General features: G+C 66.2%; 19 protein-coding genes. 13 read left to right on the top strand and 6 right to left on the bottom strand.

Annotated features, from left to right (window positions below; translation table 11 throughout):
* Nucleotides 1-131 precede the first annotated feature (131 nt).
* Nucleotides 132-911 (bottom strand): NAD(P)H-dependent oxidoreductase, encoded by a 780-nt coding sequence (locus WT53_RS23470; protein WP_034205326.1) that lies wholly within the window; start codon nt 909-911, stop codon nt 132-134.
* Nucleotides 912-997: 86 nt separating this feature from the next.
* Between WT53_RS23470 and WT53_RS23475 the strand changes: the two genes are divergently transcribed.
* Together WT53_RS23475 and WT53_RS23480 are read left to right on the top strand one after the other, a co-directional pair.
* Nucleotides 998-1,891: a LysR family transcriptional regulator gene (locus WT53_RS23475; protein ID WP_034205327.1), complete on the top strand. Its 894-nt coding sequence runs from the start codon at nt 998-1,000 to the stop codon at nt 1,889-1,891.
* A gap of 166 nt (nt 1,892-2,057) precedes the next feature.
* Nucleotides 2,058-2,462, top strand: coding sequence for a DUF2471 family protein (locus WT53_RS23480; RefSeq protein WP_034205328.1), 405 nt, complete (start codon nt 2,058-2,060; stop codon nt 2,460-2,462).
* Nucleotides 2,463-2,654: 192 nt separating this feature from the next.
* Here WT53_RS23480 and WT53_RS23485 read toward each other — a convergent pair whose 3' ends face one another.
* Complete coding sequence (locus WT53_RS23485; protein ID WP_034205329.1) at nt 2,655-4,688, bottom strand: NADPH-dependent 2,4-dienoyl-CoA reductase; 2,034 nt, start codon at nt 4,686-4,688, stop codon at nt 2,655-2,657.
* Between the two features lie 75 nt (nt 4,689-4,763).
* Between WT53_RS23485 and WT53_RS23490 the strand changes: the two genes are divergently transcribed.
* The 3 genes from WT53_RS23490 to WT53_RS32875 all read left to right on the top strand — a co-directional run bounded on the left by WT53_RS23490 (nt 4,764) and on the right by WT53_RS32875 (nt 7,072).
* Complete coding sequence (locus WT53_RS23490) at nt 4,764-5,846, top strand: AraC family transcriptional regulator (RefSeq protein WP_034205330.1); 1,083 nt, start codon at nt 4,764-4,766, stop codon at nt 5,844-5,846.
* Between the two features lie 81 nt (nt 5,847-5,927).
* A complete protein-coding gene (locus tag WT53_RS23495) occupies nt 5,928-6,473 on the top strand; it encodes a hypothetical protein (protein WP_052100132.1) in 546 nt (181 codons plus the stop codon).
* The gene (locus WT53_RS32875; protein ID WP_080747674.1) at nt 6,470-7,072 is read left to right on the top strand and encodes a hypothetical protein; all 603 of its coding nucleotides are present in this window, start codon (nt 6,470-6,472) and stop codon (nt 7,070-7,072) included. The genes WT53_RS23495 and WT53_RS32875 overlap by 4 nt, the downstream gene beginning before the upstream one ends.
* A 20-nt stretch (nt 7,073-7,092) precedes the next feature.
* On the opposite strand, the gene WT53_RS23505 is transcribed toward WT53_RS32875, so the two are convergent.
* The 3 genes from WT53_RS23505 to WT53_RS23515 all read right to left on the bottom strand — a co-directional run bounded on the left by WT53_RS23505 (nt 7,093) and on the right by WT53_RS23515 (nt 9,401).
* Entirely contained in the window at nt 7,093-7,542 is a 450-nt protein-coding gene (locus WT53_RS23505; protein ID WP_034205332.1) for an aconitase X swivel domain-containing protein, read from the bottom strand.
* Nucleotides 7,535-8,782 (bottom strand): aconitase X, encoded by a 1,248-nt coding sequence (locus tag WT53_RS23510; protein WP_034205333.1) that lies wholly within the window; start codon nt 8,780-8,782, stop codon nt 7,535-7,537. The genes WT53_RS23505 and WT53_RS23510 overlap by 8 nt, the downstream gene beginning before the upstream one ends.
* Before the next feature lie 190 nt (nt 8,783-8,972).
* Complete coding sequence (locus WT53_RS23515; protein ID WP_034205334.1) at nt 8,973-9,401, bottom strand: MarR family winged helix-turn-helix transcriptional regulator; 429 nt, start codon at nt 9,399-9,401, stop codon at nt 8,973-8,975.
* 92 nt (nt 9,402-9,493) lie between these two features.
* On the opposite strand from WT53_RS23515, the gene WT53_RS23520 reads away from it, so the two are divergent.
* From WT53_RS23520 to WT53_RS23540, 5 genes are all read left to right on the top strand, one after another.
* A complete protein-coding gene (locus WT53_RS23520; RefSeq protein WP_034205335.1) occupies nt 9,494-10,414 on the top strand; it encodes a LysR family transcriptional regulator in 921 nt (306 codons plus the stop codon).
* Between the two features lie 107 nt (nt 10,415-10,521).
* Entirely contained in the window at nt 10,522-10,953 is a 432-nt protein-coding gene (locus tag WT53_RS23525) for a MarR family winged helix-turn-helix transcriptional regulator (RefSeq protein ID WP_034205336.1), read from the top strand.
* Nucleotides 10,954-11,017: 64 nt separating this feature from the next.
* Entirely contained in the window at nt 11,018-12,112 is a 1,095-nt protein-coding gene (locus WT53_RS23530; RefSeq protein WP_034205337.1) for an HlyD family secretion protein, read from the top strand.
* A 13-nt stretch (nt 12,113-12,125) separates the two neighbouring features.
* Nucleotides 12,126-13,700 (top strand): DHA2 family efflux MFS transporter permease subunit, encoded by a 1,575-nt coding sequence (locus tag WT53_RS23535; RefSeq protein ID WP_034205338.1) that lies wholly within the window; start codon nt 12,126-12,128, stop codon nt 13,698-13,700.
* A 15-nt stretch (nt 13,701-13,715) separates the two neighbouring features.
* Nucleotides 13,716-15,152: an efflux transporter outer membrane subunit gene (locus tag WT53_RS23540; RefSeq protein ID WP_034205339.1), complete on the top strand. Its 1,437-nt coding sequence runs from the start codon at nt 13,716-13,718 to the stop codon at nt 15,150-15,152.
* Between the two features lie 46 nt (nt 15,153-15,198).
* Here WT53_RS23540 and WT53_RS23545 read toward each other — a convergent pair whose 3' ends face one another.
* The gene (locus WT53_RS23545) at nt 15,199-15,630 is read right to left on the bottom strand and encodes a TIGR02594 family protein (RefSeq protein WP_034205340.1); all 432 of its coding nucleotides are present in this window, start codon (nt 15,628-15,630) and stop codon (nt 15,199-15,201) included.
* A gap of 196 nt (nt 15,631-15,826) precedes the next feature.
* Between WT53_RS23545 and WT53_RS23550 the strand changes: the two genes are divergently transcribed.
* From WT53_RS23550 to WT53_RS23560, 3 genes are all read left to right on the top strand, one after another.
* The gene (locus tag WT53_RS23550; RefSeq protein WP_034205341.1) at nt 15,827-16,738 is read left to right on the top strand and encodes a LysR substrate-binding domain-containing protein; all 912 of its coding nucleotides are present in this window, start codon (nt 15,827-15,829) and stop codon (nt 16,736-16,738) included.
* Between the two features lie 130 nt (nt 16,739-16,868).
* Nucleotides 16,869-18,185: an MFS transporter gene (locus WT53_RS23555; protein WP_034205342.1), complete on the top strand. Its 1,317-nt coding sequence runs from the start codon at nt 16,869-16,871 to the stop codon at nt 18,183-18,185.
* A gap of 12 nt (nt 18,186-18,197) precedes the next feature.
* Nucleotides 18,198-19,439 carry an amidohydrolase family protein gene (locus tag WT53_RS23560; RefSeq protein WP_034205343.1) on the top strand — a complete coding sequence of 414 codons (1,242 nt, stop codon included), beginning with the start codon at nt 18,198-18,200 and terminating at the stop codon, nt 19,437-19,439.
* Nucleotides 19,440-19,639: the final 200 nt, after the last annotated feature.

Genomic DNA, 19,639 nt, shown 5'->3' on the forward strand with positions numbered 1-19,639 from the left:
CATCGCGGCCGTGACCGACGACCGCGAAATGCACGCCCCGGGCTGCCGGCGATGTCATGCAGGCCGCCCGGGGCGTTTTGCATTCGGCGACGGTTACCCGTATCACCGCGCGTCGACGTGCGCAGCGCCTGTCACGCGGCCAGATGCGCGGCGAACCCTACCGTCCCCGGCGCGATCTCCTCTTTCAACGTCAGCGCCGGAATCTCGTAGTCGCCCGCGTTCTGGCGGCGGAACGGAATCGGCGGCGTGGTCCACAGATCGTCGAGACGCTGGCCGAGCGCCGTACACGTTGTGTCGAAGCGCGCGGCGTTCATCTTGCCCGTCCGATAGATCACGAACGGCGGCAGCACGTCGAACCCCGGGTAATACAGCACGCCGTGCTGGATCGGGAACAGCAAGTCGTCGATCGGCCCGTTGATGCCGCGCGGGCTGTAGTGCGGCTCCCATCCGCCCGTCGTGACGACGACCATCGCCCGCTTGCCGGCCAGCGAACCTTCGCCGTAGCGATCGCCCCAGTGCGTATCGGAATGCTCGCCGACGCCATACGCAAAACCGTACGCATACACGCGCTCGAACCAGCCCTTCATGATCGCCGGCATCGAGAACCACCACAGCGGAAACTGCAGGATCACCGCGTCGGCCCACTTCAGCTTGTCCTGCTCGCGAGCGATGTCTTCGCTTTGCGTGCCCGCCTCGAACGCGCGCTTCGAATCGAGCGACGGATCGAACCGCGCGTCGGGCGCGCGATCGGTCACGTCGTTCGCATCGAGTACCGCCTTCCAGTTCATCGCATACAGGTCGCTCACCTGCACCGTGTGGCCGGCCGCTTCGAGATGGCCGACGGTGAAGTCGCGCAGCGCGCCGTTCAGCGAACGCGGCTCGGGATGGGCATACACGATCAGCACATTCATGTTAGTCACTCCGTCAATTGAATGACTGCAGGATGCCGCCTTCGACGGTATATTTGAAATGAATTCCCGATATTCCAGCTATAGCCATGAATAATCTCAGAAGGCTCGACCTGAACCTGCTCGTCACGCTGGACGTGCTGCTCGCCGAGCACAACGTCACGCGCGCGGCCGAGCGGCTGAACATGTCGCAGCCGTCGGTCAGCGTGCAGTTGCAGAAACTGCGCGACGTGTTCGGCGATCCGCTGCTGCTGCCGGGGCCGCGCGGAATGCGGCCGACCGCACGTGCGGAAGCGCTGCGCGAGCCGTTGCGCGACGCGCTCGAAGGGCTCGAGCGCACGGTGCTCCCGGCCGCGCCGTTCGATCCCGCGACCGCGACGAACACGTGGCGGGTGGCCGCGACCGACTACGGCGAATCGACGATCGTGCTGCCCGCGCTGCACACGTTGCGTTCGACCGCGCCCGGCACGCGGCTGGCCGTGATCGAGCTCGTGCCGCCGCGCATCGAGCAGGATACCGAACGAAACGGCGTCGACCTCGCGTTCCACACGACCGAAGGGTCGCCGCCCGGCATGCGGCGCCTGCCGCTGTTCGTCGAGCGCTACGTGCTGATCGGCCGTGCCGGTCACCCGAAGCTGAAGCGGCGCCCCACGCTCGCGCAGTTCGGCACGCTCGAGCACGTGATCGTGTCGCCCGACGGCGGCGGCTTTTTCGGCGTGACCGACGAAGCGCTCGCGAAGGTCGGCGCCGCCCGACGCGTCGTGCTGTCGGTGCCGCACTTCCTGTTCGTGATGTCGGCCGTCGCGAGCACCGACCTCGTCGCGATGCTGCCCGAGCGGCTGGTGCGCGACGTGCCCGCGCTGCGCGTGGTGGACGCACCGGTCGAGGTGCCCGGCTATGAGATGTCGATGCTGTGGCACGAGCGCATGCATCGCGACCCGGCGCATCGATGGCTGCGGGAAACGATCGCGGCGGCGGTGTAGAACGTTCGCCCGATCGACGCGATTCGCCCGCGTCGCTCGCCGACGCACGGAAATCCTGCATTCGGGGCTTGAAACCGCATCGAACACTGTATATATTTACAGTGCTTTTGCACCATTTGACCCGAATTCCGTCATCCACAGACGAACGGACTTTTGTGAGGCGACCATGTTCCAGGCTTCCGCATTCGATCCCGAACAACCCGGCTTCAATCCCGTCCACTTCGAGCGCGCCGCGCAGCGGGCGGTCGTCGATCTGCAGCGTGTCGTCGGCGGCCCCGCGCAGCGGGCGCTCGGCCTGCGCCGTCGCACCCACCCGGCGGCCGTGCGCACGATGAGCTGGCAGGCGCTGCTGAACGTCGAAGAGCTGGCGTTCTCGAATCCCGGTTTCCTGAACCGCAACGATCCGGCCGTCGTCGATGCGTTCATCCGGCTGCGCGACAGCCGGCTGGTCGCCGCGGACGTCGAGGAGCCGGTCGACTGGCGCCGCGACGACGACGATCTGCCGGCCGTCTATCTGATCGTCAAGGCGATGCTCGAAGCGGAGGAGGAAGAGCGGGCCGAAGCGGCCTGAGCCGCGCCAGTCGATTGCAATCACGGTATGCCGGGCTCGCGCCGCCACCTTGCGTGGCAGCGCGACCGGCGCTGCGGCTCGCCGCGGTCCCGCATTGGCGAATCCGCGCATCGGGCGGCAAGCCGCGAGCCGCGCGCAGCCTGATCGTCTCCGCGCGACGTACGTTCGAGCGACCGTTGCAGCGGTCGCCCGTTACAACCGCGCCGCCAGCCGCGCACCCTGATCGATCGCGCGCTTCGCGTCGAGTTCGGCGGCCAGTTCCGCGCCGCCGATCAGGTGCACCGAACGGCCGGCGGCCTGCAACGGCGCGAGCAACGCACGTTGCGGCTCCTGCCCCGTGCAGAGCACGATCGTGTCGGCTTCGATCAGTTCGTGATCGGTGCGCTGCTCGCCGTACGACACATGCAGCCCGCGCGCATCGATCAGCTCGTAGTTCACGCCGCCGATCATCTTCACCTGCTTCATCTTCAGCGTCGCACGGTGAATCCAGCCGGTCGTCTTGCCGAGCCCCTTGCCGAGCGGGGCGGCCTTGCGCTGCAGCAGCGTCACTTCACGCGCCGGCGCCGACGCCTGTGCACGCGTCACGCCGCCGCGTGTCGCGGCCGGGTCGGTCACGCCCCACTCCGCTTTCCATTCGTCGAGATCGAGCGTCGGCGACTCGCCGTCCTGCACCAGATATTCGGCGACATCGAAGCCGATCCCGCCCGCGCCCACCACCGCGACCCGCCGGCCCACCGGCTGCCTGCCCGCGAGCACGTCGATATAGCTGAGCACGTTCGGCCCGTCCTGCCCCGGAATCTTCGGGTCGCGCGGCGCGACGCCGGTCGCCAGCACGATCTCGTCGTAGCCGCCCGCGATCAGGTCGCTCGCGTCGACGCGGCGGTTCAGGTGCAGCTTCACGCCGGTCAGTTCGACCTGCCGGCCGAAGTAGCGCAGCGCTTCATGAAACTCCTCCTTGCCCGGAATCCGCTTCGCCATGTTGAACTGGCCGCCGATCTCGGCCGCGCCGTCGAACAAATCGACCTGATGGCCGCGCTGCGCGAGCACCGTCGAGCAGGCGAGCCCGGCCGGCCCCGCGCCAACTACCGCGATCCGCTTCGGCTGCGGCGCGGGCGTGTATTTCAGCTCGGTCTCGTGGCACGCGCGCGGGTTCAGCAGGCACGATGCAATCTGGTTCTTGAACGCGTGATCGAGGCATGCCTGATTGCAGCCGATGCAGGTATTGATCTCGTCGGCACGGCCCTGCGCGGCCTTGACGACGAACTCGGCATCCGCGAGCAGCGGGCGCGCCATCGACACCATGTCCGCGCAGCCGTCCGCGAGAATCTGCTCGGCCACTTCGGGCCGGTTGATCCGGTTGGTCGTCACGAGCGGAATGCCGACCTCGCCCTTCATCTTCTTCGTCACCCACGCGAACGCGCCGCGCGGCACCGACGTCGCGATCGTCGGCACGCGCGCCTCGTGCCAGCCGATCCCCGTGTTGATGATGGTCGCGCCCGCGCGCTCGACCGCCTTCGCGAGCTGCACGGTTTCGCTCCAGTCGCTGCCGTCCGGAATCAGGTCGAGCATCGACAGCCGGTAGATCAGGATGAAGTCGCGGCCGACCGCTTCGCGCGTGCGCTCGACGATCTCGATCGGCAAGCGCATGCGGTTCTCGTACGAACCGCCCCACTGGTCGGTGCGCTTGTTCGTGTGCATCGAGATGAACTGGTTGATCAGGTAGCCCTCGGAGCCCATGATCTCGACGCCGTCGTAACCGGCTTCGCGTGCCAGCGTCGCGCAGCGCACGAACGCGCGGATCTGCCGCTCGACGCCGCGCGCGCTCAGTTCATGCGGCGCGAACGGCGAGATCGGCGATTTGATCTTCGACGGCGCGACCGCGAACGGGTGATAACCGTAGCGACCCGTATGCAGGATCTGCAGCGCGATCTTGCCGTCCTCCGCATGCACGGCGCCGGTGATCTCGCGATGCCGGCGCGCGGCGGCCGACGTCGTCAGCATGCCGCCGAACGGCTTGGTCCAGCCGGCCACGTTCGGTGCGAAGCCGCCCGTCACGATCAGGCCGACTCCGCCGCGCGCACGCTCGGCGAAATATTCGGCGAGGCGCGGCAGCGTCTTGCGGCTGTCCTCGAGGCCCGTATGCATCGAGCCCATCAGCACGCGATTCTTCAGCGTCGTGAAGCCGAGATCGAGCGGTGCGAGCAGGTGGGGAAAGGGGGTCGTCATGATGATCCGGCCAATAAGCGATGCCTGCCATCGTAGGCGCGCGCCGCCTTGAACGTGAGGGGCCAAACAGCCATAATGCTTGTCATTTTCGGCCAAATCGACATGACTTCCCCATCTCGCAAGGATCGCCTCGGGCTGCGCCGGCCGACGATTCCGGTCGCCTATACGCGCCTGCTGCTGCAGGCGCTGGCCGCACGCGGCGTCGACCTGGCCGCCGTGCGTGCCGGCACGGGCCTGCGCGACGCGGTGCTGGCCGAGCCGGACGCCCGCGTCGCGCCGTCGCAATGGGGGCGGCTCGTGCTCAACGCGATCGAAATCGGCGGCGATCCGGGTATCGGGCTCGCATTCGGGCTGCTGCTGAAGCCGACCGTGCACGGCTTTCTCGGCTACGCGACGCTGACCGCGCGGGACATCCGCGAAGCGCTGTCGGTCACGCAGCGCTACTTCCGGATGCGCAATCGCCAATACAAGCTGACCTATGCGGAGGACGCACGCGGCGCGACGCTCGAACTGCACGGCGTGCAGGCGAACCCCGTGCTGCAGCATCACGTGATGTTCGAATTCGTGCTCACGGGGCTCGCGCAGAACATCTCGCAGTGGTCCGGCCGCGTGTCACCGCCAATCACGCTGCAATTCACGTGGCCGGAGCCCGCGTATTTCGCGCGCTATCGCGATACGTTGCCGCCGGTGGCATTCGGCTGCGCGGCCAATGCGTTGTGGATCGCGCGCGACGCGCTCGACTGGCCGCTGCCGCTCGCCGACGAAGTCGCGCACCGGCAGGCGCTCGTGCAGGTCGAGCGCGAATATGCACAGGTGCGGCAGGAGGAAGGCGATCTGGTCGAGCGCGTGCGGGCGGAACTGGCGCGCGCGACCGGCGATTATCCGGGGCCGGACACGCTCGCCGATGCGCTGCTCGTGTCGACGCGCACGCTGCGGCGCCGGCTGGAGGAAGCCGGATCGAGCTACCGGCAATTGCTCGACGAAGCACGGTTCCGCGACGCCAAGCAGTTGCTCGCCGCGTCGGATCTCGACCTGAAGACGATCGCCGAACGGCTGCAATTCACCGACCCGGCGAATTTCACGCGCGCGTTCCGGCGCTGGGCCGGACAGACGCCGAGCGCGTATCGGGAGGCGGCGGCGGATTCTGCGCGCGAATGACGCGGGGATGCCGTCCGCACGAGATGCCTGCCCGCAGTTTCATCGGTATGATCAATGCCATACCGGTGCCCCGCCTGGCCTATGCGCAATCACACCACCCTGATCGAGTCGACGATCGACCGTATCGATACGAATCTCATCCGTATCGAAGCCGACATCAAGAAAGTGCCGTTTTACCGCCTTACGATACAGGACACCTGCTACTTCATCGCGGCTAGTGACGTCGATGCGGAAGCGTTCAAGCGGATCGATCAATTGAAGCCCGGCATGGCGGTGCGCGCATGCGTTTTCGAGGATCGCGGCCGTCGCGGAATCGCGTGGATCAGGAGCAGTGACGTGGCGATCGCGCCTTACGACGCGCTTGCGCAAAAACAGCGCGACGTGTCGCTGCTCACGTGGACGTCGTGCATGTTCGTGCTGAGCCTCGCGATCGGCGCAGCCGCATTCAACGCGAACTGGGCGCTCATCGGGGTGCTGGCCGTGTTCGTGAGCATTGTCAGCGTATTGGGCGGCTTGCTGGCGCTCGCCGGTCTGTCCGACCTGATCCTCAAGCCTCAGCGGCGCGAAGCGCAGCAAAAATGGCAATACGAATCTACGGGTTTCACGGTGGAACGGAGCAGCACATGACCGATCGTTCGTTGCGAATCGCATCCGGTTGCGTGACATCGGTCGGCCAGAAGACGATCAGTACGAAAGTCTGGAGCAACAACCTCGGCTGGACCACGCAAGGCATCGAGGAGATCGCGCTGCAACTCGATGCATGCGACGCGCCGCTCGTGCTCAGGACGAGCGGCGCACGGCGCCTGTTCGTCGTCGCGGGCGACCGGCTGAATGTCGCCTATGTCGAAGATCGGGATCGACTGGCCGTCTACGGCATCCGCAATACGACCGACGGCTCAATCTATCTCGTTCGCCCCGCGAAAGTCGCCGCTGCTCGAACCGACATGTTCGTGACGCTGTTCACTCTCGTCGCGTTGGTCTTCGTCTGCGGCATCATGTCTACGACAGTCCGCAGCACGGATGGCATAGTCGATGCGATGGCGTGGTTCGGCGCAGGCACGATCGGCTTGTTCGTGTTGAGCACGATTCTGCGTACCGTGTTCGACCTGATCGCGTGGCCGGAAATCCGCCGGCTCGCGCAGCCCGGCGGCAAGCGCGAGATGAATGCCGCGAAGCGCGCGCTGTCTCTTGCGAACACGGAAACGCGGAACATACGTTTCCTCTGACGCGACGTGCGCGCAGCGCGTCAGCCGCCGATATGAATCTGCGCGCCGCCGTCCCCCTCGCCCGCTTGGATCCGCACGTCGCCGGTTGCCGCGGCGATCGCGTCGTACACGTCGTCGGTCACGCACACCACCGGCACCGCGATCGCATACAGCTCGGCGGCCACGATCGCACCGATCGAGATGATCAGGTCGCGCTCCTTCAACACGATCGCGACCGGCCCCGTGCCGTTGCGCACCGCTTCTGCGAGCACGCTGCTGCTCGAACTCGAGCCCTTCGCGTGCGGCATCACCATCACCTTGCCCGCAAGGCTCGCGCCGGCCTGCGGATGCCCGCGATCGACGATCCGGCCCGCGCCCGAATCGTAGCCGCCCCAGAAGCTCAGCGGCTTGTCGAGGACGAACGGGCGCGCGCACGCGCTGCCCGGCACGAGCGTGTCGCCCGTCAAGCATTGTCCCGTCGCTTCAGTCATCGAATCGCACCTTGCCTTCGTACGCGGAACGCACGCATTCGCGCATGCTGCCGTACGCGACCGTCACGCCGATGTTCGCGGGCGCATACGACGCCCATTTCCCCGAGTTGGTCATCACCAGCCCCGACAACTGCTTCATCACCGGCGTGATGTACGTGCAGGTATCGACGACGATCTGGACGCCGCGCGCGGCGAATTTCTCCGCGAGACCGACTTGCTCCAGCTCCCACAAAATGAAGCGGCTCGTGTTCACGTAGAAATCGCAGGCCGGCTGGCCGTCGAACGCGTCGAGCAACGTGTCGAGCGTGCGGAATTCGGCCAGCGAAAAATGCGGCGTACCGAGCGCGACCGCGACGAGCGCGTCGCCGGCCGCGCCGTGATTCAGCGTGCGGCGAATCTCGTCGAGGTCGGCCATCGTGATGTCGACCGTGCGTTGCGCCGCCTGCCCGTGCAACGCGGCATCGAGCGTCGGCGCCTCGGGCGTCACGCCGACCGCATGGAACAGCGCGACGGCCCCGCTCGACGCGGCGGCCGCGCCGAGCGCCTTGAGCTCGTCCTCGGTGGTGTCCGCCGGCAGCCCGACGATCGCCGGCACGATCGCGCCCGCGATCTTGCCGACCGCCAAACCGAGCGCGGCGAAATAGATGTCGCGGGACGGCAGGCGACTGAAGTCCGGCGCATTGAACACGATCCGCGCGGCGCGGTTCGCGTCGACATGCAGCCCCGCATACGGCGCACGCCCGGTGATCGCGGCGGCCAGGTCGAGGAAATCGCCGTAGCGGCTCGTGCGCGCGCCGAGCACCGAGTTCGCGAACACGATCGCATTCGATTCGGCCCACGCGATCTGCTCGCCCATCGCGGGGCGATTCTTCAGTTGATACGGCGCGCACGTGAAGCTCGATTCGCAGCCGAGCAGCACATGCGCGTCCATCAGGCGCTGCGCATCGCGCTGGATCGTGCGGTCGCCGTGATACAGCTCGGGATGGATCAGGTCGAGCGACCCGACGTTCAGCGTGGTCGGCACCGCGACCTTCGCGCCCGTCTCGACGAAATAGTCGACGAAGTCGAGGCTCGTCCGGCCGTGATACAGACAACCGTCGATGTGCGCAGACGTAATGTCGATCAGGTGCGGCGCGGACATCACCTGCGCCGTGCGCGCGACGATGCGCATCGCGCGGGCGACGCCGTCGCCGAAATCCCCGCGCAACATCGCGTCGTCGCGGTCACTCAACTGCAGCATCGGTGGCTCCTCTGACTCGTACCGGCGGCGCCGGCCTGAAATCGGTCAGAGGACTCTACAACTGGAAATAAAAACTGTCCAGATCACCCTAAAACCGGACACCGTTAAAACCAATCCTCACGACCCAACGCTTCCGGCCGCAGCAATGGCTCGGATTTCGCACCAGTTACTCGCCACACCGAAGCCGCGCCTAGCGTTCCGCCGTCAGGCTGAACAGCTCATTGCGCAACGCCTTCGCGCGATCGCGGCCGAACTGCGCGTCGAATTCGTCCTGTGCGGCCTGCCAAGCGACTTTCGCCTGCGCGAACGTGCGCTCGCCGAGCTTCGTGAGATGGAGCGCATGGGCACGCGCATCGTGCTCGGACGCAGCCGTCGCGACGAAGCCGTCGCGCTGCAACGGCTTCAGCGCGCGCAGCAAGGTCGTGCGATCCATCACGAGCGTATCGGCGAGTTCGCTCATCACGAGGCCGGGCCGGTGCGTGAGGTTCGCCATGATCGAGAACTGCGCGGGCGTGACGCCAACCGGGGCCAGATGGCGCTCGTACAACTGCGTGACGAAGCGCGCCGCCTGGCGCAGCGCGAGGCAGTTGCAGGTCTGAGCAATCGAGATGTCGTTCATGTTTCGCAATCTATATGTGCATATGCATAAAGTCAATGTACACTCCGTCGTAACACCGGCCGGCGGCCGGCCATCGCGTCAAGGAGACGGACATGGACTACATCGACAAGCTGCGGATCTTCCGGTCGGTGGTGGAGATGCGCAGCTTCACGCGCGCCGCGGACATGCACGGCCTTGCGCGGCCGGTCGTGTCGCGCGCGGTCGCGGATCTGGAGGCGCGCTTCGGCAGCCGGCTGCTGCATCGGACCACGCGCCAGGTGTCGCTGACCGAAACGGCCGAGCGGATCTACGAACGTTGCGCAGCCGTACTCGACGAGCTCGATGCCCTGGAAGCGCAAGCGCAGACGCACACGCGCGAGCCCGAGGGGCTGCTGCGCCTCGTCGCGCATACGACGGCCGCGCTGAACCGCCTCGTGCCGCTGATCGCCGGCTTCAAGACCGCGCATCCGAACGTGCGCCTCGACGTCACGCTGACCGAGCGCCCGGTCGATCTGGTCGGCGAAGGCTACGACATCGGCATCGTCGTGCCGTACATGCTGACGAGCGAATCGACCGTCGTGCGGCTGATCGAGCGCATTCCGGTCGTGATCGTCGCAACGCCCGCGTATCTGCACGCGCATGCGCGCCCCGAGACGCCGGCCGACCTCGCCCTTCATCCGTTCGTGCCGATCTCGCCGTCGCTGCGCCGCCCCGCGCTGTCGTTCCGCGTCGACGGCGACACGCTTACCGTGCCGTTCCGTTTCGACATCTCGTCGAACAGCCCCGTGTTCAACCGCGAAATGGTGATGCACGACTTCGGCATCGGCATCGTCCCGAAAACGCTCGTCGAGGCCGAACTCGCGTCGGGCGCGCTCGTGCAGTTGCTGGAAGGCGCCGATCTCGTCGATGCGTTCGTCGACATCAAGCTCGCCTACGCGAACCGCGCGCTGCTGCCCGCGAAGGTGAAGGCGTTCATCGACTACACGGCCGCGTATTGCGACCGCGAAGGCTGGAGCGTGCCCGCGGCGGCTTGACCCGGCGCGCGAACGCGCGTTGCCGGCGCCGATTGGTACAGCCACGACACCAATCTGATCCCGCCGCGCCGCTCGCTTCGCGCCGCCCCGCCACCTAACATGTGCACATGCACAATACCACGCTCAACGACGACGATTGCTTCGCAGTCCGGCAAGCCGCCCGACGGATTTCGCAGTTCTACGAGCGTTACCTGTCGCGGGCGGGCGTCACGCCGTCGCAATACAGCATCCTCGCGCTGCTGCGCGACCGGCCCGGCCTGACGATGGCGACGTTGTCGAACGTGCTGGTGATCGAACGCACCGCGCTGCTGCGCGCGCTCAAGCCGCTCGTCGGCGCGGCGCTGGTGACGGGGCGCATCGAGCCGCCCTGCCGTGGCCAGACGTTCGCGCTGACCGCGGACGGCGAAACGAAGGTGGCCGATGCGCACGTGCACTGGCTCGCCGCACAGGAAGCGTTCGAGCGGTGCTTCGGGCCGACGCAGGCGGCCCGCCTGAGAGACGAATTGTTCCGGATCACGCACAACCTGCCGGAACGCTGACCCCTTCCCCGATCGACGCCGTGCCGTCGGTCGCTTTGAACAGTGCATATACATAGGTGAATCGATGGATACGACCCAAGCCGCTGCCTCGTCCCGCGAAGCAGCCACAACCGAGCGGCCCGCGAAGCAGCAACGCCGCGTGCCGTGGATGCGCATCGCGGTGGGCGCCGTCGTCGTCGTGGTCGCGGCCGCCGCGCTCGACTGGCTGTTCGTGCTGCGCTTCCAGGAAAGCACCGACGACGCGTATGTCGGCGGCGACGTGACGGTGCTCGCGCCGAAGGTCAACGGCTTCGTCGACAAGATTCTCGTGACCGACAACCAGCGCGTGAAGGCCGGCGACGTGCTCGTGCAGCTCGATGCGCGCGACTACGACGCGAAGCTCGCGCAGGCCGGCGCCGAAGTCGACAGCGCGCGCGCCGCCGTGACCGAACTCGAGGCGAAGCAGCAACTGCAATTCGCGGTGATCGGCCAGCACGCGGCGGACAAGAACGCGTCGTCGGCCGAACTGACGCGCGCCGCGTCGGACCGCGTGCGCTATCGCGAGCTCGTGAAGTCGGACGCCGTATCGAACCAGATCGTCGAACGCGCGGATGCCGATTACTCGAAGGCCGGCGCGGCCGTCGAACGCAGCGACGCCGCGCTGCTCGCCTCGAAGCGGCAGCTCGACGTGCTCGGCGCACAGCTCGCCGATGCGCGGGCCCGTGTGAACACCGCGCTCGCCGCACAGCGCGTCGCGGCACTCAACGTCGAATACACGACGATCCGCTCGCCGGTCGACGGCTACGTCGGCAACCGCACGGGCCGCGTCGGGATGCTCGCGAACGTCGGCGTGCCGCTGCTGACGGTCGTGCCGGCGTCCGGCCTGTGGGTCGACGCGAACTTCAAGGAAGACCAGTTGCGCAAGATGCGCGCGGGCGATCGCGTCGACGTCGCGCTCGACGCGTCGAGCACGCGCCTGCATGGCCGCGTCGACAGCCTGGCGCCCGCGACCGGCGCGACCTTCAGCGTACTGCCGCCCGAGAACGCGACCGGCAACTTCACGAAGATCGTCCAGCGCGTGCCCGTGCGCGTGCATCTCGATCCGCAGCCCGGCATCGAGCAGGTGCTGCGCCCCGGCCTGTCCGCGGTCGTGACCGTGCATACCGACCACAAGCACTGAGCGGGAGCCGACGATGACCACCGCGTTTTCCGGCGACCCCGCGTCGCAACCGACCAGACAGCGCGTGTTCGCGTTCGCGCTGATGTGCGTCGGCTTCTTCATGGCGACCCTCGACATCCAGATCGTCGCGTCGTCGCTGCGCGACATCGGCGGCGGGCTGTCCGCGAGCCAGGACGAATTGTCGTGGGTGCAGACCGCGTACCTGATCGCCGAGATCATCGTGATCCCGATGTCGGGCTGGCTGTCGAAGGTGATGTCGACGCGCTGGCTGTTCGTCGCATCGGCCGTCGGTTTCACGATCACCAGCATGCTGTGCGGGCTTGCGTGGGACATCAACTCGATGATCCTGTTCCGCGGGATGCAGGGCGCGCTCGGCGCCGCGATGATCCCGACCGTGTTCACCACCGCGTTCGTGCTGTTCCCCGGCAAGCAGCGACTGATCGCGTCGACGACCATCGGCGCGCTCGCATCGCTCGCGCCGGCGATCGGCCCGGTGATCGGCGGCTGGATCACCGACCAATGGTCGTGGCACTGGCTGTTCTACCTGAACCTCGTGCCGGGCATCGCGGTGGCCGCGCTCGTGCCGCGCTACGTGCATATCGACGAGCCCGACCTCAGCCTGATCAAGCGCGGCGACTATCTCGGCATCGCGCTGATGTCCGGCTTCCTCGGTTGCCTCGAATACGTGCTCGAAGAAGGCCCGCGCAAGAACTGGTTCGGCGACGACGCGATCGTCGTCTGCGCGTGGATCTCCGGCATCTGCGGCTTCCTGTTCATCGTGCACGCGCTGACCGCCGACGATCCGATCGTCGACCTGCGCGCGCTCGCCGTGCGCAACTTCGGGATCGGCAGCCTGCTGTCGTTCGTGACCGGCATCGGGATCTTCGTGACCGTGTTCCTGACGCCGCTGTTCCTCGCGCAGGTGCGCGCGTTCAGCTCGCTGCAGATCGGCATCGCGCTGCTGTCGGTCGGCGCGTTCCAGTTGATCGCGCTGTGCGCGTATGCCTTCGCCGCGCGCTACTTCAGCATGCGTGCGCTGCTCGTGTTCGGGTTGATCTGCTTCGGCCTCGGTTGCTACCTGTACACGCCGATCACGCACGACTGGGGCTGGCGGGAATTGCTGCTGCCGCAGGCGCTGCGCGGCATCGGCCAGCAGTTCAGCGTACCGCCGATCGTGACGATGGCGCTCGGCTCGCTGCCGCAGTCTCGACTGAAATCGGCGAGCGGGTTGTTCAACCTGATGCGTAACCTCGGCGGCGCGATCGGCATCGCGGTGAGCGCGACGATGCTCAACGACCGGCTGAATTTTCATTATCTGCGGCTGAACGAGCACGTGAGCGCCGGCGAACCGCAGGTCGCATCGCTGCTCGATCGCCAGGCCGCGTACTGGGGATCGGTGGCCGGCAATACGTTGAATACCGCGCAGGCCGGCCTCGCGAACCTGCATCGGCTGATCTATCGCGAAGCGCTGACGCTCACCTATGCGGACGCGTACTACGCACTGTCGCTGTGCTTCGTCGTCGCGCTGCTTGCCGTCGTGTTTTCCAAACCCATTACGTTGAATGCGCCGCCGCCGGACGCGCACTGAGGCCAAAGGATCATCATGAAGAAGCTACTCGTCGCGCTGGCCGTCAGCGCATTCGCTGCCGGGTGTGCGGTGCAGCCCGCGCAACATCCGGCGTTGAACGAATCGGTTCGGACGCTTGCGCCCACCGCGTGGGATACCGACGTGCCGCGCGCGGACATCGACGCCGCCGCCTGGTGGGCGCAATTCCACGACCCCGTGCTCGACCGGTTGATCGCGACCGTGCTCGACGGCAACCTCGATCTGCAAGCCGCCGCCGAACGCGTGAAGCAGGCGCAGGCGCTGACCGTGCAGAAGCGCGCGGCGCTGCTGCCCGAACTCGACGCGACCGCCCATGCGGCCGACGCGCGGCAGAACACGCCGCCGCCGCTCGGCTACGTGCGGCAGGCGGGTGCGGGGCTCGCGCTGAGCTGGTCGCCCGATGTGTTCGGCGGCGAACGGCTCGATTTGCTGGCCGCACAGGCCGATCTAGTTGGGCAGAAGCATGCGGAAGATGCGATGCGGCTCGCGCTCGCGGCCGATGCGGCATCCGCGTATGTCGATCTGCGCTGGGCGCAGCAGGAATTGAATATCCTGCAGGACAACGCAAAGATCCGGCAGCATGCGCTCGAACTCACGCGCAAGCGACAGGCGTTCGGACTGTCGACGGAACTCGACGTGACGCGCGCGCAGAACCAGCTCGATGCGCTCGAAGCGCGGATTCCGCCGACGCAGGCGCAGATATCGCATCAGCTGAATCTGATCGCCGTGTATTCGGGGCGGACGCCGGAATCGGTCGATCGGCTCGTGCTGGCGCAGACCGGGGAGATTCCGGCGCCGCCGGTCGGCGCGCCGGGGACGTTGCCGTCGCAAGCGTTGTTGCGGCGGCCCGATGTGCTGACTGCCTACGCTCAAGTCGAGCGACGTGCGGCACAAGTCGGCGTGGCGAAGGCCGAGCGCTATCCGAAGTTTTCGTTGAACCTGACGGACGGGATTCTGGCGGCTTCGTATCTCGGGTTGCCGACGTTGACCGATAACCTGTTCAGCGCGGCGCTGAACGCGACGAGCCCGATCTTCAACGCGGGACGGATTACCGCCGATATCTCGCAGAGCGAAAGCCGGATGCGCGAGTCGGAACTCGGGTTACGGCAGACGATGCTGCAAGCGTTGCGGGAAGTCGAGGATGCGCGCGCGAATCTCGTCAGTTCCGACGAGGCGACGCGGAGGCTGGGTAGCGCATTGACGGCTTCCGATAAAGCGCTTGGATTGGCGAATCAGCTTTACAAGGGCGGCGCGACCGATTTTCTGGACGTGCTGTCGGCGCAGGAGGTCTATCTAAGGGATTCGGATTCGCTCAATCAGGTCAAGCGCGAGCACGCGCTCGCGGCGGTGGCGTTGTATCGGTCGCTTGGGGGTGGGTGGAGCAGGAATGAGGGGGCGGGTGGGACGGAGGTGGAGGCCGTCGCGAAGAACTGAAGCCGATGCCTGATAGGGATGCAGGCCGCGTCGACGGCCTGCACGGCTACGCCGGCGCGGCGTTGCGGTCATCCGGCAGTGGCCAACGGTACCCGATCACTTCATGCAACGGGTACGCGAGTTCGCGGACTTCTTCCAATTGATTGCCGCCGAACAGATGCACGTGTTCGGCATCATGGCGCAGGTAGAAACCGACATGCCCTTTCCAGCTCGTCGGATCATCGCGCGTCAGGATCGCGATGCAGCCGTAGACCGGGCGCTCCAGCGGTTTGCCCCATTCGAGCCACGAGCGTGCGAGCGCCGAGCCTGTACCGCGGAATCCGGCGTGCACCATGCACCAGTTCACGAACGACGAGCACCAGGAAATCTTGTCGTCGTAGCCGACCAGGTTCGTCTGGTTGTTGTACTCGACGATGCGCGGGTTGACGCTGCCCGGCGGATGGCGGCGGATGCCGAGTTCGGCCAGCGCGACGGGCATCCAGGGCGGGTGGGCGTGGGCGGCTTTCACTTTGCTCTCAGGGTTCGATAGGGTCACGTCGTTCTCGGGCACGTGTCGGTGTCGTTTCGCGCAATCTTCGCACGAATGGAGCGAATCCACAGCGCCCTTGCAGGTTGCGATTTTCGTCGAGTGCGCCCGTATCATGTCGGGAGCGCCATCGACTCCGCCAACCGCCATGCGCATCACGCCCCTGCCGCCCCTTCAGTGCCTCATCGCGTTCGAAGCCGCCGTGCGGCACGCGAGTTTCACGAAAGCCGCCGCCGAACTGCACCTGACCCAAAGCGCGATCAGCCGCCAGATCCAGCAGCTCGAGGAATTCCTCGGCCGCTCGCTGTTCGTTCGCGAACACCGTTCGCTGCGGCTGACGATCGCCGGCGAGCAATACGCGGCGCAAGTCCACCATCTGCTCACGCAATGCGCGCAAGCCACGCACGACGTGATGAAACCGTACGGCGATCTCGAACTGACGATCGCGTGCTCGTCCGGCGTTGCGCTGCTCTGGCTCACGCCGCGGCTGCCGCACTTTCGCGCCACGTATCCCAACATCAAGCTGCGCCTGATCGTGCGCGACGGCCTTGCCTCGATGTCGCCTGCGGAATTCGACGTGGGCGTCTACTACGTGCGCCAGCAGGCACCGGCCGAATACACCGCACGTCGTCTGTTCGACGAAGAAGTGTTCCCCGTCTGCGCGCCCGGCTATCTGGCCGGCCGCACGCTCGACGCGGCCGATCTCGCGAACGAAACGCTGCTGCGCCTCGAAGACGGCCAGCGCCAATGGATGTCGTGGTCCGAATGGTTCGACTTGAACGACGTCGACCGGCAGAAGGCGCAGCCGCAGGACATCACGATCAATTCCTATCCGCAGATCGTGCAGATGACGATACTCGGTCAAGGCGTGTCGCTCGGCTGGCGCTACATGATCGACGCATGCATCGACGCCGGTCTGCTCGTGCGCGTGACGGAAGCATCCGCGAGCCACGGCGGCGGCTATTACGTGATCTCGCCGAACGACCGCGCGCAGAACCAGGCCGCCCGCCTGTTCACCCGCTGGCTGTTCGAACAGGCGGAGAAGCAGATCGCGTCCTGAATACCGGACGCGACGCATGCGTGCAGCGCATGCCTGCATGCGAATCTTTCGTTTCAGAAAAAAATCCGGCGTTCCTTAGCATGGGATTCGTGCGGGGCAGCCGTCCCGTCTTCTGACCAAGGAAGAGACCATGCAAGGAACGCTTTCTCCGCGCGCCGCGCCTGCCGTCGACGCGGCGGTGCAACAGCGCCGCCGCGCCATCGTCGCGACCGTGATCGGCAACGGTCTCGAATGGTTCGACTTCACCGTCTACAGCTTCTTCGCGGTGATCATCGCGAAGCTGTTCTTCCCGACCGGCAACGAACTGACGTCCGTGCTGCTCACCGTCGCGACGTTCGGCGTGGGCTTCTTCATGCGGCCGGTGGGCGGCATCGTGCTCGGCGTCTATGCCGACAAGGCAGGCCGCAAGGCCGCGCTGTCGCTGACGATCCTGCTGATGGCGGCCGGCACCGCGCTGATCGGGATCGCGCCCACCTACGAACAGGCCGGCATCGCCGCGCCGCTGTTGATCGTCGTCGCGCGGCTGCTCCAAGGCTTCTCGGCCGGCGGCGAGATGGGTGGCGCCACCGCGTTCCTCACCGAATACGCGCCGCCGGAGAAACGCGCGTATTACTCGAGCTGGATCCAGTCGAGCATCGGCTTCGCGGTGCTGCTCGGTGCGGCGACCGGCACGTTCGTCACGACCTCGCTCGACACGCAGGCGCTGCATAGCTGGGGCTGGCGGCTGCCGTTCCTGCTCGGGATCATCGTCGGGCCGGTTGGTTACTTCATTCGCAGCCATATCGACGAGACGCCCGCGTTCAGCGCCGTCGAATCGCAGGCGAAGGAAAGCTCGCCGCTGAAGGAAGTGCTGTCCACCTACCCGCGCGAGACGTTCGCGAGTTTCTCGATGGTCATTCTGTGGACCGTCTGCACCTACGTGCTGCTGTTCTACATGCCGACCTATTCCGTGCGCACGCTTCATCTGCCGCAATCGACCGGCTTCACGGCCGGCATGGTCGGCGGGCTGACGATCATGTGCTGCTCGCCGATCGTCGGGCGACTCGCCGACGCGTGGGGCCGGCGCGTATTCCTGTCCGGCTCGGCGCTCGCGATCCTCGTGCTGGCGTGGCCGATGTTCTCGTGGATCAACCACGCGCCCGGGTTCACGTCGTTGATCGTGTTCCAGGCCGTGTTCGGCGTGCTGATCGCGGCCTATACGGGGCCGATCCTCGCGGCGTTCGCGGAGCTGTTTCCGACCAAGGTGCTGTCGACCGGGTTATCCGTTGCGTACAACTTCGCGGTGACGATCTTCGGCGGGTTCGCGCCGTTCCTGATCACGTGGCTCATCGCCCGCACCGGCAGCAACATGGCGCCGGCGTTCTACGTGATGCTCGCGGCGGCCGTCAGCTTCGTCGGCACGCGCTTCGTGAGGGATGCGAAGCGTGCGGCCGCAACGACTCGATAAGGATTTTTCTCCATGACCATTACCGTGCTTCAAGGCGGCAACGTGCTCGACCTCGAACGAGGCGTGTTGCTCGAACATCATCATGTCGTGATCGAGGGTGAGCGGATCGTCGAAGTCACCGATCGGGCGGTGGATTTGCCGAACGCGCAGGTGATCGACGTGCGCGGCAAGACCGTGATGCCGGGGTTCATCGATTGCCACGTGCATGTGCTGGCGTCGAATGCGAACCTGGGCGCGAATGCGACGCAGCCGAATATTCTCGCGGCAATTCGGTCGCTGCCGATTCTCGATGCGATGTTGTCGCGGGGGTTTACCAGTGTGCGGGATGCGGGGGGCGCAGATTGGAGTTTGATGCAGGCGGTCGAGACGGGGCTGATTCCGGGGCCGCGGATCTTTCCGTCGGGGAAGGCGCTGTCGCAGACCGGCGGACATGGGGATTTTCGGCCTCGGGGGGATTTGCTGGAGCCTTGTTCGTGCTGCTTTCGGACGGGGGCGATTGCTCGGGTGGTTGACGGGGTTGAAGGTGTGCGGCTCGCGGTGCGTGAAGAAATTCAAAAAGGCGCGACGCAGATCAAGATCATGGCTTCTGGTGGCGTGGCTTCGCCGACCGATCCGATTGCGAATACGCAGTATTCGGAGGACGAGATTCGGGCGATCGTCGACGAGGCCGAGGCTGCGAATACTTATGTGATGGCGCATGCGTATACGGGGCGGGCGATTGCGCGGGCCGTAAGATGCGGCGTGCGGACGATCGAGCACGGAAATCTCGTGGATGAAGCGGCTGCGATGCTGATGCATGAGCAGGGGGCGTTCGTGGTGCCGACGCTCGTGACTTATGACGCGCTGGCTAAACATGGGGCGGAGTTCGGGATGCCGGCGGACTCCATCGCGAAAGTTGCTTCCGTGCAGCAGAAAGGACGTGAATCGCTCGAGATCTATGCAAAGGCCGGCGTGAAGATGGGGTTCGGGTCGGACCTGCTCGGCGAGATGCATGCGTTTCAGTCCGGTGAGTTTCGGATTCGGGCGGAGGTGCTTGGGAATCTGGAAGCGCTCAGGTCGGCGACGACGGTGGCGGCGGAGATTGTGAATATGACAGGGCAGCTTGGGGTGGTTGCGACGGGGGCGATCGCGGACCTCGTCGTGCTGGATGGGAATCCGCTCGCGGATATCGGGGTCGTGGCTGATGAATTGGCGCGGACCGAGTATGTGTTGCAGCGGGGAACGGTTGTGAAGCGGCGGCCTGGAGCGCAGTGATGTGGGCCGTGCGTTCGGCTATCTCGGCAGGCGCGGTGCGGCGTCACAGGCCCTGTGGTCGTGACATTTGTTGACGGTGGCTACAGGTGTGAGTCTCGGCGTTCGCGGCAATGGCCGGGGCTGTGTCGCCCCGGCGGTCAATCGCATTCGAGAAACGCCTGCGTTCCACTCGCTAGAGCCGCGTCAAGCGACCCTTGCAG

This window comes from Burkholderia sp. MSMB2157WGS (assembly GCF_001532755.1).
In the GTDB taxonomy this organism is placed as follows: Bacteria; Pseudomonadota; Gammaproteobacteria; order Burkholderiales; family Burkholderiaceae; genus Burkholderia.

What these genes read in the sequence shown, in the direction of transcription:
- WT53_RS23470 (WP_034205326.1), bottom strand. Translation starts at nt 911, where the DNA reads ATGAATGTGCTGATCGTGTATGCCCATCCCGAGCCGCGTTCGCTGAAC.
- WT53_RS23475 (WP_034205327.1), top strand. Translation starts at nt 998, where the DNA reads ATGAATAATCTCAGAAGGCTCGACCTGAACCTGCTCGTCACGCTGGAC.
- WT53_RS23480 (WP_034205328.1), top strand. Translation starts at nt 2,058, where the DNA reads ATGTTCCAGGCTTCCGCATTCGATCCCGAACAACCCGGCTTCAATCCC.
- WT53_RS23485 (WP_034205329.1), bottom strand. Translation starts at nt 4,688, where the DNA reads ATGACGACCCCCTTTCCCCACCTGCTCGCACCGCTCGATCTCGGCTTC.
- WT53_RS23490 (WP_034205330.1), top strand. Translation starts at nt 4,764, where the DNA reads ATGCTTGTCATTTTCGGCCAAATCGACATGACTTCCCCATCTCGCAAG.
- WT53_RS23495 (WP_052100132.1), top strand. Translation starts at nt 5,928, where the DNA reads ATGCGCAATCACACCACCCTGATCGAGTCGACGATCGACCGTATCGAT.
- WT53_RS32875 (WP_080747674.1), top strand. Translation starts at nt 6,470, where the DNA reads ATGACCGATCGTTCGTTGCGAATCGCATCCGGTTGCGTGACATCGGTC.
- WT53_RS23505 (WP_034205332.1), bottom strand. Translation starts at nt 7,542, where the DNA reads ATGACTGAAGCGACGGGACAATGCTTGACGGGCGACACGCTCGTGCCG.
- WT53_RS23510 (WP_034205333.1), bottom strand. Translation starts at nt 8,782, where the DNA reads ATGCTGCAGTTGAGTGACCGCGACGACGCGATGTTGCGCGGGGATTTC.
- WT53_RS23515 (WP_034205334.1), bottom strand. Translation starts at nt 9,401, where the DNA reads ATGAACGACATCTCGATTGCTCAGACCTGCAACTGCCTCGCGCTGCGC.
- WT53_RS23520 (WP_034205335.1), top strand. Translation starts at nt 9,494, where the DNA reads ATGGACTACATCGACAAGCTGCGGATCTTCCGGTCGGTGGTGGAGATG.
- WT53_RS23525 (WP_034205336.1), top strand. Translation starts at nt 10,522, where the DNA reads ATGCACAATACCACGCTCAACGACGACGATTGCTTCGCAGTCCGGCAA.
- WT53_RS23530 (WP_034205337.1), top strand. Translation starts at nt 11,018, where the DNA reads ATGGATACGACCCAAGCCGCTGCCTCGTCCCGCGAAGCAGCCACAACC.
- WT53_RS23535 (WP_034205338.1), top strand. Translation starts at nt 12,126, where the DNA reads ATGACCACCGCGTTTTCCGGCGACCCCGCGTCGCAACCGACCAGACAG.
- WT53_RS23540 (WP_034205339.1), top strand. Translation starts at nt 13,716, where the DNA reads ATGAAGAAGCTACTCGTCGCGCTGGCCGTCAGCGCATTCGCTGCCGGG.
- WT53_RS23545 (WP_034205340.1), bottom strand. Translation starts at nt 15,630, where the DNA reads ATGCCCGTCGCGCTGGCCGAACTCGGCATCCGCCGCCATCCGCCGGGC.
- WT53_RS23550 (WP_034205341.1), top strand. Translation starts at nt 15,827, where the DNA reads ATGCGCATCACGCCCCTGCCGCCCCTTCAGTGCCTCATCGCGTTCGAA.
- WT53_RS23555 (WP_034205342.1), top strand. Translation starts at nt 16,869, where the DNA reads ATGCAAGGAACGCTTTCTCCGCGCGCCGCGCCTGCCGTCGACGCGGCG.
- WT53_RS23560 (WP_034205343.1), top strand. Translation starts at nt 18,198, where the DNA reads ATGACCATTACCGTGCTTCAAGGCGGCAACGTGCTCGACCTCGAACGA.